At 70.1% G+C, this 13,277-nt stretch carries 12 protein-coding genes; 8 read left to right on the top strand and 4 right to left on the bottom strand.

Going from position 1 to position 13,277, the window contains the following annotated elements:
• Positions 1-31: 31 nt before the first annotated feature.
• Complete coding sequence (locus J2Z33_RS11985; RefSeq protein ID WP_209841322.1) at positions 32-418, top strand: response regulator; 387 nt, start codon at positions 32-34, stop codon at positions 416-418.
• On the opposite strand, the gene dapD is transcribed toward J2Z33_RS11985, so the two are convergent.
• On the bottom strand, positions 419-1,246 hold the full coding sequence (gene dapD, locus J2Z33_RS11990; RefSeq protein WP_209841326.1) for a 2,3,4,5-tetrahydropyridine-2,6-dicarboxylate N-succinyltransferase: 828 nt from the start codon (positions 1,244-1,246) through the stop codon (positions 419-421).
• A 142-nt stretch (positions 1,247-1,388) separates the two neighbouring features.
• On the opposite strand from dapD, the gene J2Z33_RS11995 reads away from it, so the two are divergent.
• On the top strand, positions 1,389-2,297 hold the full coding sequence (locus tag J2Z33_RS11995; protein WP_209841328.1) for an LOG family protein: 909 nt from the start codon (positions 1,389-1,391) through the stop codon (positions 2,295-2,297).
• A 166-nt stretch (positions 2,298-2,463) separates the two neighbouring features.
• Here the strand turns inward: J2Z33_RS11995 and J2Z33_RS12000 are convergent, their stop codons facing one another.
• From J2Z33_RS12000 to J2Z33_RS12010, 3 genes are read right to left on the bottom strand one after another with little or no spacing between them, the layout of a single operon-like run.
• Positions 2,464-3,591 carry a Gfo/Idh/MocA family protein gene (locus J2Z33_RS12000; protein ID WP_245218808.1) on the bottom strand — a complete coding sequence of 376 codons (1,128 nt, stop codon included), beginning with the start codon at positions 3,589-3,591 and terminating at the stop codon, positions 2,464-2,466.
• Positions 3,592-3,605: 14 nt separating this feature from the next.
• The gene (locus J2Z33_RS12005) at positions 3,606-4,661 is read right to left on the bottom strand and encodes a sugar phosphate isomerase/epimerase family protein (RefSeq protein ID WP_209841331.1); all 1,056 of its coding nucleotides are present in this window, start codon (positions 4,659-4,661) and stop codon (positions 3,606-3,608) included.
• Positions 4,662-4,671: 10 nt separating this feature from the next.
• Positions 4,672-5,694 carry a LacI family transcriptional regulator gene (locus J2Z33_RS12010; RefSeq protein WP_209841333.1) on the bottom strand — a complete coding sequence of 341 codons (1,023 nt, stop codon included), beginning with the start codon at positions 5,692-5,694 and terminating at the stop codon, positions 4,672-4,674.
• Positions 5,695-5,809: 115 nt separating this feature from the next.
• On the opposite strand from J2Z33_RS12010, the gene J2Z33_RS12015 reads away from it, so the two are divergent.
• The 6 genes from J2Z33_RS12015 (at position 5,810) to J2Z33_RS12040 (ending at position 13,271) form a co-directional block, all read left to right on the top strand.
• Positions 5,810-7,051, top strand: coding sequence for an ABC transporter substrate-binding protein (locus J2Z33_RS12015; protein WP_342454173.1), 1,242 nt, complete (start codon positions 5,810-5,812; stop codon positions 7,049-7,051).
• 71 nt (positions 7,052-7,122) lie between these two features.
• Entirely contained in the window at positions 7,123-8,058 is a 936-nt protein-coding gene (locus J2Z33_RS12020; protein WP_209841336.1) for a carbohydrate ABC transporter permease, read from the top strand.
• A 67-nt stretch (positions 8,059-8,125) separates the two neighbouring features.
• Positions 8,126-9,007 carry a carbohydrate ABC transporter permease gene (locus tag J2Z33_RS12025; RefSeq protein ID WP_209841528.1) on the top strand — a complete coding sequence of 294 codons (882 nt, stop codon included), beginning with the start codon at positions 8,126-8,128 and terminating at the stop codon, positions 9,005-9,007.
• Between the two features lie 3 nt (positions 9,008-9,010).
• Positions 9,011-10,099, top strand: a complete 1,089-nt coding sequence (locus J2Z33_RS12030; RefSeq protein ID WP_209841338.1) for an ABC transporter ATP-binding protein — start codon at positions 9,011-9,013, stop codon at positions 10,097-10,099.
• Complete coding sequence (locus J2Z33_RS12035) at positions 10,096-12,534, top strand: beta-mannosidase (protein WP_342454174.1); 2,439 nt, start codon at positions 10,096-10,098, stop codon at positions 12,532-12,534. Before J2Z33_RS12030 ends, J2Z33_RS12035 begins: the two co-directional genes overlap by 4 nt.
• Positions 12,534-13,271, top strand: a complete 738-nt coding sequence (locus J2Z33_RS12040; protein ID WP_209841342.1) for a sugar phosphate isomerase/epimerase family protein — start codon at positions 12,534-12,536, stop codon at positions 13,269-13,271. The genes J2Z33_RS12035 and J2Z33_RS12040 overlap by 1 nt, the downstream gene beginning before the upstream one ends.
• The last annotated feature ends 6 nt before the right edge of the window (positions 13,272-13,277 follow it).

The raw sequence follows: 13,277 nt of genomic DNA on the forward strand, positions 1-13,277 counted from the left end.
GCGCCACGAACGACAGCACGGAGGACGGCACATGACGGATGCGGAACCCGCCGGGGCGGACGAGGGAGTCGCCGGCAAGCGCATCCTCGTGGTCGAGGACGAGATGATCATCGCCATGCTGATCGAGGACATCCTGACCGACATGGGCGCGACCGTCGTCGGCCCCGCCGCCCGCGTCGCCCGCGCCATGGACCTGCTCGGGACCGAGGACGTGGACGCCGCCCTCCTCGACGTGAACCTCGCCGGAGAGACGACCACCGCCGTCGCCGAGGAGCTGCGCCGGCGCGGCATCCCCTTCGCCTTCGCGACGGGCTACGGCGTCAGCGGCCTGCCCGCCGGCTTCTCGGGCCAGCCGTTCCTCCAGAAGCCCTTCCAGGAACGCGACCTGAGCCAGGTCATGGCCCAGGTCCTCGCCTGATCAGTCCCGCAGCAGCTCGTTGATACCGGTCTTGGCGCGCGTGCCTGCGTCCACCCGCTTGACGATCACCGCGCAATAGAGGTGCACGCCGCCCGCCGAGGGCATCGACCCGGCGACGACCACCGAATAGGGCGGCACCTCGCCATAGCTCACCTCGCCCGTGGCGCGGTCGAGGATCTTGGTGCTTCGGCCGATGAACACGCCCATGCCGAGGACGGACCCCTCGCGCACGATGCAGCCCTCCACCACCTCGGACCGCGCGCCGACGAAGCAGTTGTCCTCGATGATCGTCGGCCCCGCCTGCATCGGCTCCAGCACGCCGCCGATGCCGACCCCGCCCGACAGGTGCACGTTCGCCCCGATCTGCGCGCAGGACCCGACCGTGGCCCAGGTATCGACCATGGTGTTCTCGCCCACATGGGCGCCCAGGTTCACGAAGGACGGCATCAGCACCGCGCCGCGGCCCACGAAGGCCGACCGCCGCACGATCGCCCCCGGCACCGCCCGGAACCCCGCCTCGCGCCAGCGCGCGGCGTCCCAGCCCTTGAACTTGGTGTCCACCTTGTCCCACCAGACGGACCCCTGCGGCCCGCCCTCCATCGGCCCCATGTCGCTCAGCCGGAACCCCAGCAGCACGGCCTTCTTGGCCCACTGGTTGACGGTCCACCTGCCGTCCGCCTGCCGCTCCGCCACCCGCAGCGACCCGCCGTCGAGCGCCTCCAGCACCGCCTCCACGGCGTCCCGCGCCTCGCCCTTCGTGTCGGGCGTCAGCGCCGCGCGATCCTCCCAGGCGGCGTCGATGGCGGCTTCGAGGGCGGCGTGGGACATGGATCGATCCTCCGGTTTGGGCCTTCGGGCCTCATAGGTCCCCGGTCCGGCCCACGCAATCCACGACGGTTCCGGCCACGGCGGGTTTGGTTTTCCGCCGATCCGTGCCACATCCCTCCGATCACCCAAGGACCCTTTCGCGATGACCGACGACAGCCTGCCCGACCCCCGTCCCCCCGAGCCCCACTCCGCCGAGCCCGCGCTCCGCACCCCCCTGCGCGACAGCACCGAGGATCGCGAGACGGCGTCGCAGATCCCCGACACGGCGCAGACCCGCTCCGCCTCCTACCGCCTCGCCTTCGCCGACGACGACTTCCTGCTGCGCGAGGAGCTGCGCCCCGTCCGCCTCCAGCTCGAACTCCTCAAGCCCCAGCTCATGCTGGACGAGGCCGGGATCGAGACGACGATCGTCCTCTTCGGCGGCGCCCGCATCCCCGAGCCCGCCCGCGCGCAGACCGCCCGCACGCCGCTCCTCGCCCAGCTCTCCCGCTACTACGAGGAGGCGCGCCGCTTCGCCTATCTCGCCACCGAGTCGTCGCTGGTCGAGAGCCGGGGCCGGCGCGGCGTGATCGTGACGGGCGGCGGCCCCGGCGTGATGGAGGCCGGCAACCGCGGCGCGGCCGAGGCGGGGGGCCGCAGCATCGGCCTCAATATCGTGCTCCCGCACGAGCAGGCCCCGAACCCCTACGTCACGCCCGAGCTGTGCTTCAACTTCCACTACTTCGCGCTGCGGAAGATGCACTTCCTGATGCGCGCCGAGGCCGTCTGCGTCTTCCCCGGCGGCTTCGGCACGCTGGACGAGATGTTCGAGGCTCTGACCCTGATCCAGACCGGCCGCATGGCGCAGGTGCCCTTCCTGCTCTTCGGCCGCGACTACTGGGAGCGGATCATCGACTGGCCCGCCCTGGCCGAGGCCGGCACGATCTCGCCCGAGGACCTGGACCTGTTCCGCACCGTGGAAACGGCCGAGGAGGCGCTGGAGGCGATGCGCACCTGGCCCGGCCGCACCCACAAGCGCGAGCACATCCCCGGCCGCGTCGCCAACGGCTGACGGGGCAGGGGGGCTCTGCCCCCCTCGGCCTGACGGCCTCACCCCCCGGGATACTTGAAGTCAAAGAAAGCCGGACGGAGGCTGCGGCCCTTCTTTGGCTCCAAATATCCCGGGGGTGTCTCCGAAGGAGACGGGGGCGGAGCCCCCACGACCTTTGGGGCCGGAGCTACCGCCCGACCCACTCCCCGCCCGCCCGCGACGACCGCTGGCAGGCCCCGATGAACCACATCCCGTCCAGCCCCGAATCGATGCCGGGCAGCAGCGCCCCGTCGCCGCTCCCCAGGATCAGGTCCGCCGCGTCCGTGTAGATGGTCGCGAAGCCTTCCAGATAGCCCTCCGGGTGCCCCGGCGGGATGCGCGTCCAGCGATTGCCGCCGGTCCCGAGCCCCGCCCCGCCCCGCGTGACGATCCGCTTCGGCTCGCCCAGCGGCGCGTAGGTCAGCACGTTCGGGTTCTCCTGATGCCATTCGATCCCGGCCTTGGTGCCGTAGATCCGCAGCCGCAGCCCGTTCTCGTTGCCCGGCGCGACCTGCGACGCCCAGAGCATCCCGCGCGCGCCGCCGTCGAATCGCAGCAGCACATGGCCGTTGTCGTCCACCTGCCGCCCCGCTCCGAAGCTTTGCAGGTCGGCCAGCAGCGCCTCGACCTTCAGCCCCGACACGAAGCTCAGCAGGTTGAAGGCGTGGGTCCCGATGTCGCCCAGCGCGCCCGCGCCCGCCATTTCCGGGTTCGTCCGCCACGCCGCCTGCTTGTTGTCGCCCCCGGTCTCGACGCTCTCGGTCAGCCAGTCCTGCGCGTACTCCGCCTGCACCAGCCGGATCTCGCCCAGGTCCCCGCGCTCGACCATCTCGCGGGCCTGCCGGATCAGCGGATAGCCCGTGTAGTTGTGCGTGAGCACGAAGCGCGCCTTGGACGCCGCCACGGCCTGTGCGATCCGCTCCGCCTGCTCGGGCGTGGCGGCGAGCGGCTTGTCGCAGATGACGTGGATGCCGGCCTCCAGGAAGGCGATGGCGGGGTCCGCGTGCATGTGGTTCGGCGTCACGATGGACACCGCGTCGATGCCATCCGCGCGGCCCGCCTCGGCTCGCGCCATCTCGCGGAAGTCGCTGTAGGCCCGGTCCGGCGCGATGCCGAGATCCCCGGCCGAGGCCCGCGCCCTCTCGGCGTCCGAGGACAGCGCCCCCGCCACCAGCTCCCAGCGGTCGTCGATGCGGCTCGCGATCCGATGCACCGCCCCGATGAAGGCCCCCCGGCCCCCGCCCACCATGCCCAGTCTCAGGCGTCGTTGCGCCATGGTTCGTCCCTCCCTCAAAGTCCCAGCATCGCCTTGATCGCCGCCTCGTTCCGCTCCGCGCCCGCGAAGTCGTCGAAGGCCTTCGCCGCCCGGTCGATCAGGTGGCCTGCGATGAACGGCGCCCCCTCGGCCGCCCCCTGCTCGGGCGACTTCAGCGCGCATTCCCATTCCAGCACCGCCCAGCCGTCGAAGCCGTATTGCGTGAGCCTGGAGAAGATCGCCCCGAAGTCCACCTGCCCGTCGCCCAGGGACCGGAACCGGCCCGCGCGCTTCACCCAGGGCTGGTAGCCCGAATACACGCCCTGCCGCCCGTCCGGGTTGAACTCGGCGTCCTTGACGTGGAACGAGCTGATCCGCTCGTGGTAGATGTCGATGAAGGCGAGGTAGTCGAGCTGCTGGAGCAGGAAGTGCGACGGATCGTAGTTGATCGTCGCCGCCACGTGCCCGCCGACCGCGTCGAGGAACATCTCGAAGGTCGCGCCGTCGAAGACGTCCTCGCCCGGATGGATCTCGTAGCCGTAGGACACGCCGTTCTCGGCATAAACGTCGAGGATCGGCCGCCAGCGCCGCCCGAGTTCCGCGAAGGCATCCTCGATCAGCCCCTCGGGCCGTTGCGGCCAGGGATACAGGAACGGGAAGGCCAGCGACCCCGAGAAGCCTACGTGACGATCAAGGCCCAGCCGGCGCGAGGCGACCGCGCCCTTCTTCACCTGATCGACGGCCCAGTCCTGCCGCCCCTGCGGGTTCCGGTGCAGCCGCGCGGGCGCGAAGGCGTCGAAGGCCAGGTCATAGGCCGGGTTCACCGCCACGAGCTGGCTTTGCAGGTGCGTGGACAGCTCGGTGATCTCCACGCCCGCCTCGGCGCAGGTGCCCTTCACCTCGTCGCAGTAGTCCTGGCTTTCCGCCGCGCGGTCGAGGTCGAAGAGCCGGGCGTCGAAGGTCGGGATCTGCACGCCCCGGTAGCCCAGTCCCGCAGCCCATCCGGCGATGTCTTTCAGCGAGTTGAACGGCGCCGCGTCCCCCGCGAACTGCGCGAGGAAGATCGCCGGTCCCTTGATCTGGCTGGTCATGTCGGTCCTTTCACTGGTCGTCGTCCTGGGGCACCTCGAGGTCCTGGAGCGGGGCCGCTCCGGGTTCCCGAATCGCGCGGATGGCGGCGCGGGCCAGCACGTCGCCCGCCCGTCCCACGTCCTCCCGAATCGCGATGATCTCGCGCCGGAACAGGGAAAGGAAGGGGATCGCCTCCTTGGCCACGAGGTCGATGCCCTCCCCGAGCCGCATACCCCGGTCCTCGATCGCGGCGACGCCGGCCATGGCCGCGTTGGTCGAGCAGACCACCAGCCCGTCGATGCCCAGGGACAGGGCCTGCGCGACCGCCTCGCGAATCGAGGCCGTGGGGCTGTCGCTCGATGCCTCCGAGACGATCCGCACCTCGACGCCCGTCTCCGCGCCCGCGCGGATGACGCCCGCCACGATGTTCTGCGCGTAGTTCTGATCGAGAGGCGGGGCCACCACGGCGACCCGCCGCCGCCCGGCCCGGGCGAGCCGCCGCACGGCGATGGCCCCGAAGGCCTGGTTGTCGAAGTCCGCCCAGGCGTGGCTCTCGGACCATTGGGTCCGCCCATGGGTGGCGAAGGGGAAATGCCGCTCCATCAGCCACGCCACACGGTGGTCCTCGGGCCGGGTCTGGTTGAAGATCACCCCGTCGGCGAGGCCCATCTCCACGATGTGCCGGATCGGCTTCATCGGGTCCTCTCCGGGGAAGTAGTAGCTGACGTTGAGGTGGAACGACGTGCCCCGCAGCGCCCCCGCGAGAGAGGAGATGAGCCGCGCCGTGTTGTTCATCATGTCGTGCTCGGCCGACATGACCAGCGCGATGACCTGCGTGCGCCCGGTCCGCAGCCGCAGCCCGGCGCGGTTGGGCACGTAGCCCATCTCCTCGGCCACCCGCCGCACCAGCGCCTTGGTGTCGGCCCGCAGGTCCGGCGCGTCGGCCAGCGCGCGCGACACCGTGGCCACGGCCAGCCCCGTCGCCCGCGCGATGGTCTTGAGCGTCGGCTTCTCCCCCAACGGGGGGCGGCCCGTCCCACCCAACTCGGTCAAGTTTTCGTCCTCCCCGGACGCGCCGCGCGAATCCCGCTTGTCAGCCGCGTCGGGATAGTCATACTCCTAAATCGTTATAGGAAACGAGACGATTTCCTTACGGGAGGAAAAAATCGTGAGACTGACTGCCAGACTGATGGGGGCCTCCGCCCTCTGCGCCGCCATGGCCGCCACCTCGGCCGCCGCCGTCGAGCTTGAGGTCACCCACTGGTGGACCTCCGGGGGCGAGGCCGCAGCCGTCGCCAAGTTCGCCGAGGCGCTGAACGCGACCGGCACCCACACCTGGGTGGACGGCGCCATCGCCGGGGGCGGCGACACCGCCCGCCCGATCATGATCTCGCGCATCCTGGGCGGCGACCCGATGGACGCCTTCCAGTTCAACCATGGCCGCCAGGCCGAGGAGCTGATCGAAGCCGGCCTGATGCTCGACCTGACCGACGTGGCCGAGGCCAATGGCTGGAAGGATCTCGTCAATCCGCCGGACCTTCTGGACGCCTGCACCTACGAGGGGCGGATCTACTGCGTCCCCGTGAACATCCACTCCTGGCAATGGATGTGGCTGTCGAACAAGGCCTATGAGGACGCGGGCCTGCCGGTCCCGACCAACTGGCAGGAGTTCATGGACTCGGCCGACGAGCTCCAGGCCGCCGGCAAGATCCCGCTCGCGCTCGGCGGGCAGCCCTGGCAGTCCGCCGGCGCCTTCCAGGTGATGGCGACCGCCATCGCCGGGACCGACGCCTGGCTCAAGGTCTTCCGCGACAAGGACTCCGAGGCCGTCATGGGCCCCGAGTTCACCCAGGTCTTCGAGTCCGCCGCCCAAGCGCGCGAGTTCACGCGCGGCTCGAACGTGCAGGACTGGAACCAGGCCACCAACCTCGTCATCACCGACGCGGCGGGCGGGCAGATCATGGGCGACTGGGCGCAGGGCGAGTTCGCGCTGGCCGGCGAGGTCGCGGGCACGGATTACAGCTGCCTCCCCGGCCTCGGCATGAGCGACGTCATCAGCACCGGCGGCGACGCCTTCTACTTCCCGGCCCAGGACGACCCCGAGGTCACCGCGGCCCAGAAGGAGCTCGCGCAACTCATGATCTCGCCCGAGGTGCAGGTCTCGTTCAACGCCGCCAAGGGCTCGCTGCCGGTGCGCGGCGACGTGAACCTCGAAGCGGTCAACGACTGCACCCGCAAGGGGCTCGACATCCTGGCGTCCGGCAACATCATTCCGGCGACCGAGCAACTCCTGTCGCCGGACACGGCGCAGCAGGTCAACGACCTGATGACCGAGTTCTGGGCGTCCTCCGATATGTCGGCCGCCGACGCGCAGCAGCGCTTCGCCGACATCATCGCCAGCGCCGACTGACGACGGCACCCCGCCGGGGCGCGCGCCCGACCCGCGCGCCCCGGCCCCCATGGCAGGGAGGAGAACCGCCCATGGCCGCGACGCACGACACGTCCGCCCTCGCCGGACCAGGGGCCGCCCCGGCGCGCCGCCCCATCCGGCTCTTCCGCAACCTCAGCTCCAAGATCGCCGCGCTGCCGATGATCCTGGTCGCGACGGTGATCTTCGTCGGCTGCACGCTCTGGACGGTGGTCCATTCCTTCACCAGCTCCCGGCTCCTGCCCCGGCTCGACTGGGCGGGCCTCGACCAGTACGAGCGGCTCTGGTCCACGCCCAAATGGTATGTGTCCATCGGCAACCTCGCCGTCTTTGGCCTCCTGTCGATGGTCTTCACGCTGCTGATCGGCTTCGTCCTCGCGGCGCTGCTCGACCGCAAGGTGCGGGGCGAGGACGTGTTCCGCACGATCATCCTCTACCCCTTCGCGCTGTCCTTCATCGTGACGGGCCTCGTCTGGCAGTGGATCCTCAACCCCGAGCTCGGCATCCAGGCCGTCGTCCGCTCGCTCGGCTGGACCGGCTTCACCTTCGATCCGCTCTACGACGCCGACATCGTGATCTACGGCATCCTGATCGCCGCGCTCTGGCAGGGCACCGGCCTCATCATGTGCATCATGCTCGCCGGCCTGCGCGGCGTGGACGAGGAGATCTGGAAGGCCGCCAAGGTGGACGGCATCCCGACCTGGAAGACCTACACCCATGTCATCATCCCGATGATGCGGCCGGTCTTCGTCACCTCGCTGGTGCTGATCGCCTCCAGCATCGTCAAGGTCTACGACCTCGTGGTCGCCCAGACCGGCGGCGGCCCCGGCGGCGCCTCCGAGGTGCCCGCGAAATACGTGATGGACGCGATGTTCGGCGCGCAGAACCTCGGCCAGGGCTTCGCCGCCTCGACCATGATGCTGCTGTCGGTCGCGATCATCCTGATCCCCTGGGCCTACCTCGAGTTCGGAGGCAAGAAGCGTGGCTGATCCCGCAAGCCTGAACACCCTCGCCGCCCTCGACCCCGTGCACGGACGCACCGGCGCGGTGGGCGACATGGCTGGCCCGCGCGGCCGCCGCCCCCGCCGCGCCCTGTCCCGCGGCAACATCATGCTTTACGGCATCCTGCTGCTGGTCTCGGTCTACTACCTGCTGCCCCTCTGGGTGATGGTGATGACCTCGCTCAAGGGGATGCCGGAAATCCGGGTGGGCAACATCTTCGCGCCGCCGATGGAAGTGACCTTCCAGCCCTGGGTCAAGGCCTGGGCCGAGGCCTGCACCGGCCTCAACTGCGACGGCCTGAGCCGTGGGTTCTGGAACTCGGTGCGGATCACGGTCCCCTCGGTGGTGGTCTCCATCGCCGTGGCCTCCGTCTCGGGCTACGCGCTGGCCCGCTGGCGCTTCAAGGGAAGCGAGGCCTTCTTCGCCATCCTGCTGATCGGCGCCTTCATCCCCTATCAGGTGATGCTCTACCCGATCGTCATCCTGCTGCGGGAACTGGGCCTCTACGGCTCCCTGTCGGGCCTCGTGCTGGTGCACACGATCTTCGGGATGCCGATCAACGTGCTGCTGTTCCGCAACTACTTCGCCGCCATGCCCGAGGAGCTGTTCAAGGCCGCGCGCGTGGACGGGGCGGGCTTCTGGCGGATCTTCTTCCAGATCATGATGCCGATGTCGCTGCCGATCTTCGTCGTGTCCATGATCATCCAGATCACCGGCATCTGGAACGACTTCCTGTTCGGCGTCGTGTTCACCGTGCCGGAGAACTACCCGATGACGGTGCAGCTCAACAACATCGTCGCCTCCGTGCAGGGCGTGAAGGAATACAACGTCAACATGGCCGCGACGCTGCTCACCGGCCTCGTCCCGCTCATCGTCTACTTCGCGTCCGGCAAGCTCTTCGTGCGCGGCATCGCCGCGGGCGCCGTGAAAGGCTGATCCATGCTCGTCCCCAACCACTCGGTCCGCATCCGCGACCTCACGCTCACCTTCGGCGCGGTGACCGTGCTCGAAGCCCTCAATCTCGACATCCACGAGGGCGAGTTCCTGGTCCTCCTCGGCTCCTCCGGCTGCGGCAAGTCCACGCTGCTGAACTGCATCGCCGGGCTGCTCGAACCGACCGACGGCCAGATCTTCATCAAGGGCCGCAACGTGACGTGGCTGGAGCCCTCCGAGCGTGGCATCGGCATGGTGTTCCAGTCCTACGCGCTCTACCCGCAGATGACCGTGCGCGGGAACCTGAGCTTCGGCCTCAAGAACGCCCGGATGCCCCAGGCCGAGATCGACGCCCGCATCGCCAAGGCCGCCAGGATCCTGCAAATGGAGTCGCTGCTCGACCGCAAGCCCGCCGCCCTGTCCGGCGGCCAGCGCCAGCGGGTCGCCATCGGCCGCGCCCTGGTGCGCGACGTGGACGTGTTCCTCTTCGACGAGCCGCTGTCGAACCTCGACGCCAAGCTGCGCGCCGACCTGCGGGTGGAGATCAAGCGCCTCCACCAGAACCTCGACAACACCATGATCTACGTGACCCACGATCAGGTGGAGGCGATGACGCTCGCGGACCGCATCGCCATCATGCGCGCGGGCAAGGTGCTCCAGCTCGGCACCCCCGACGAGATCTACAACCGCCCGCAGAACAAGTATGTCGCCGACTTCATCGGCAGCCCGTCGATGAACTTCCTCGACGGCCATTACGAGCGCGGCACCTTCCGCTCGGGCGACCTGTCCATCTCCATGGACGGCTACAAGCTCGCCATGCCGCAGATCGCCGACCGCCCCGCCATCCTCGGCATCCGGCCCGAGCACGTGGCGACCGGCGCGCTGGTCGCCGCCGCCCCCATCCACGGCGAGGTGGTGGTGGACCTCGTGGAGCCCATGGGGTCCGACACGCTGGTCTGGGCGCAGGTGGCGGGCAAGCCCTTCCGCATCCGCATGGACGGGCAGGCCCGCGTCGCCCCCGGCGACCGCATCCCCATCGGCCTCGACCCCGCCAAGGCCTCGCTCTTCGACGCCAAGACGGAAGAACGCCTGTGACATCTTCGACCCCGGTCCTCGACCTCGCGGGGACGTGGCAGCTCACCGACGAGGCGGGCGACCACGCCTGCCTCATGCGCGTCCCCGGCGACGGCATCACCGCGCTCCACGAGGCCGGGCTGATCCCCGACCCCTACTGGGGGCGCAACGAATACGGCCTGCGCTGGATCGCCGACCGCGACTGGACCATCCGGCGCAGCTTCATGCTCGACCGCACGGACGTCGCGCTGGTGCTCGACGGGCTCGACACCGTGGCCGAGGTGCGCGTGAACGGCGAGCCGGCGCTCTCCGCCCGCAACCAGTTCCGCACCTACCGCGTCCCGCTCGGCTCCGTCGCGAAGGCGGGCGAGAACGAGATCGCCATCACCTTCCGCTCCGCGACCAGGGAGGCCGCGCGCCTCGCCGCGGCGCAGCCCTTCCCGGTCCCCTACATCCATCAGAACAACCCGATCCCGCATGGCAACATGCTCCGCAAGGTCGCCTGCGACTGGGGCTGGGACTGGAACATCGCGCTTTGCCCCTTCGGCGTCACTGGCAGCATCCGGCTGGAGCGCGCGGACGCGCCCCGCATCGCCCGCCTCGCCACGACGCAGGCGCACCGCCCCGGCCACGCGACCCTGACCGTCACCGCCTTCGCCGAGGGGGCCGAGGGCCAGCCCGTGGCCTTCGCCATCGCGGGGCAGGGCGCGCAGGCCACGGTCCGCCAGGGCCGCGCCACGGCCGTCTTCGAGATCCCGAACCCCGACCTCTGGTGGCCCGCCGGGCTCGGCCCGCAGACGCTCCACGACCTCGTGGCGCAGGTGGGCGACGACGTGGCCCGCCGCCGCATCGGCCTCCGCACCCTCGAGTTGGTGACGGAAAAGGACGACGCCGGCCTGTCCTTCGGCTTCCGTGTCAACGGGCGCGTGGTCTTCGCCAAGGGCGCGAACTGGATTCCCGCCGACGCCCTCGCGGGCCGGATCACCGAGGCCGCCACCCGCGACCTCCTCGAATCCGCCGTCGCCGCCCACATGAACATGATCCGCGTGTGGGGCGGCGGGCGCTACGAGCCCGACTCCTTCTACGACGCCTGCGACGAGCTGGGCCTGATGGTCTGGCAGGACTTCATGTTCGCCTGCAATCTCTACCCGTCCACCCCCGACTTCCTCGCCGAGGTGGACGCCGAGGTGCGCGACAACGTGGCCCGGCTCCAGCACCACGCCTGCCTCGCGCTCTGGTGCGGCGACAACGAGCTGATCGGCGCGCTGACGTGGTTCCCCGAATCGCTGAACGACCGCGACCGCTACCTCGTCAGCTACGACCGCCTGAACCGCACCATCGAGACGGCGCTGAAGCAGACCGACCCGCAGGCCAACTGGTGGCCCTCGTCGCCCAGTCCCGGCCCGCTCAACTTCCGCGACGCCTGGCACGAGGACGGCTCGGGCGACATGCACTTCTGGAGCGTGTGGCACGAGGGCAAGCCGTTCGAGCACTACCGCGACGTGGCCCCGCGCTTCTGCTCCGAGTTCGGGTTCCAGTCCTATCCGTCGATGGAGGTGATCCGCACCTTCGCCGACCCCCAGGACTGGAACATCGCCTCGCCCGTCCTCGAATCCCACCAGCGGAACAACTCGCCCGACGGTGGCCCCGGCGGCAACCCCCGCATCGCCTCGACGCTGTTCCGCTACTTCCGCTGGCCCGAGCGGTTCGAGGACTTCGTCTGGCTGACCCAGGTGCAGCAGGGACTCGCCATCAAGGCCGCCGTGACCGACTGGCGGGCCAAGAAGCCGCATTGCCAGGGCGCGCTCTACTGGCAGCTCAACGACACCTGGCCCGTCTGCTCCTGGTCCTCGCTCGACTACGGCGGCGGCTGGAAGGTGCTGCACCACATGGCCAAGGGCTTCTTCGCCCCCGTCACCGTCACAGCCGTCCCCACCCCGGAGGGCATCGCCCTGTTGGGCGTCAACGACCGGCTCGACCCCGTGGACCTGCGCGTGACCGCCTACGCCACCGCGCTCGACGGCTCCGCGCGCGAGATCGGGCAGGGCCGGGCGACCATCGGCGAGGCGGCCGAACGCCTCCTCCTCATTCCGCCCGGCACGCTGGGGGACCACGAGGTGCTCACCTTCGGCTGGGAGGGCTCGGACGGCACCCACGCCGGCGACATCCACAACCCGCTGCCCTGGAAGGCCTACGACCTGCCCGACCCCGGCCTCTCGCACGAGGTCACGCAGGACGGCGAGTGCTGGACCCTTTCCATCAGCGCGCAGGCCATGGCCTTCTTCGTCACCGCCGAAGCCGACGTTCCCGGCCGCTGGGACCGCAACGCCGTCCATCTCGGCCCCGGCGCCGTTTCGCGCCTGACCTTCACCCCGCGCGACCCCGGCGCCACGCCGCGATTCGCGCTCCGCGACCTCCATGCGGCCACCATGCGCCGCCCCGACCAGAGGACCTGATGCCCACCATCGCCTATCAGCTTTACTGCTCCCGCAACTTCCCGCCGCTCGACGGCACGCTCTCCATGCTGGCCGGGGCCGGATACAAGGCCGTCGAAGGCTACGGCGGCCTTTACGACGACCTCGCCGGCCTCAAGGCCGGGCTTGACCGCAACGGCCTGTCCATGCCCTCCGGCCACTTCGCCCTCGACATGGTGGAAGGCGACCCCGCCCGCACCCTGAAGGTCGCCCGCGCCCTCGGCGTCCAGAAGGTCATCGTCCCCTGGGTCGCGCCCGAGCTGCGCGGCACCGACCTCGACTCGTGGAAGTCCTTCGCGCAGCGCCTCGCCACGGCGCTGGCCCCCATTCGCGACGAAGGGTTCGTCACCGGCTGGCACAACCACGACTGGGACTTCGCCGACCTCGGCGGCACGACGCCCATGGACCTGATCGTGGACGCCGGGCTCGACCTCGAACTCGACCTCGGCTGGGTCAAGCGCGCCGGACTCGACCCCGTGGAGACGCTGCGCCGCTTCTCGGGCCGCGTGCGCGCCGTCCACGTCAAGGACCTCGCCCCCGAGGGCCAGAACGCCGAGGAGGACGGCTGGGCCGACGTGGGCCACGGCACCCAGGACTGGGCCGCCATCAAGGCCGAGCTCGACGCCCAGGGCATCGACCACTTCGTGATCGAGCACGACAACCCCGCCGACCACGCCCGCTTCGCGCGCCGGTCGCTCGAATCCGTCCAGGCCTGGTGAGGAGCC

This window comes from Rubellimicrobium aerolatum (assembly GCF_017872975.1).
Taxonomy (GTDB): Bacteria; Pseudomonadota; Alphaproteobacteria; order Rhodobacterales; family Rhodobacteraceae; genus Rubellimicrobium; species Rubellimicrobium aerolatum.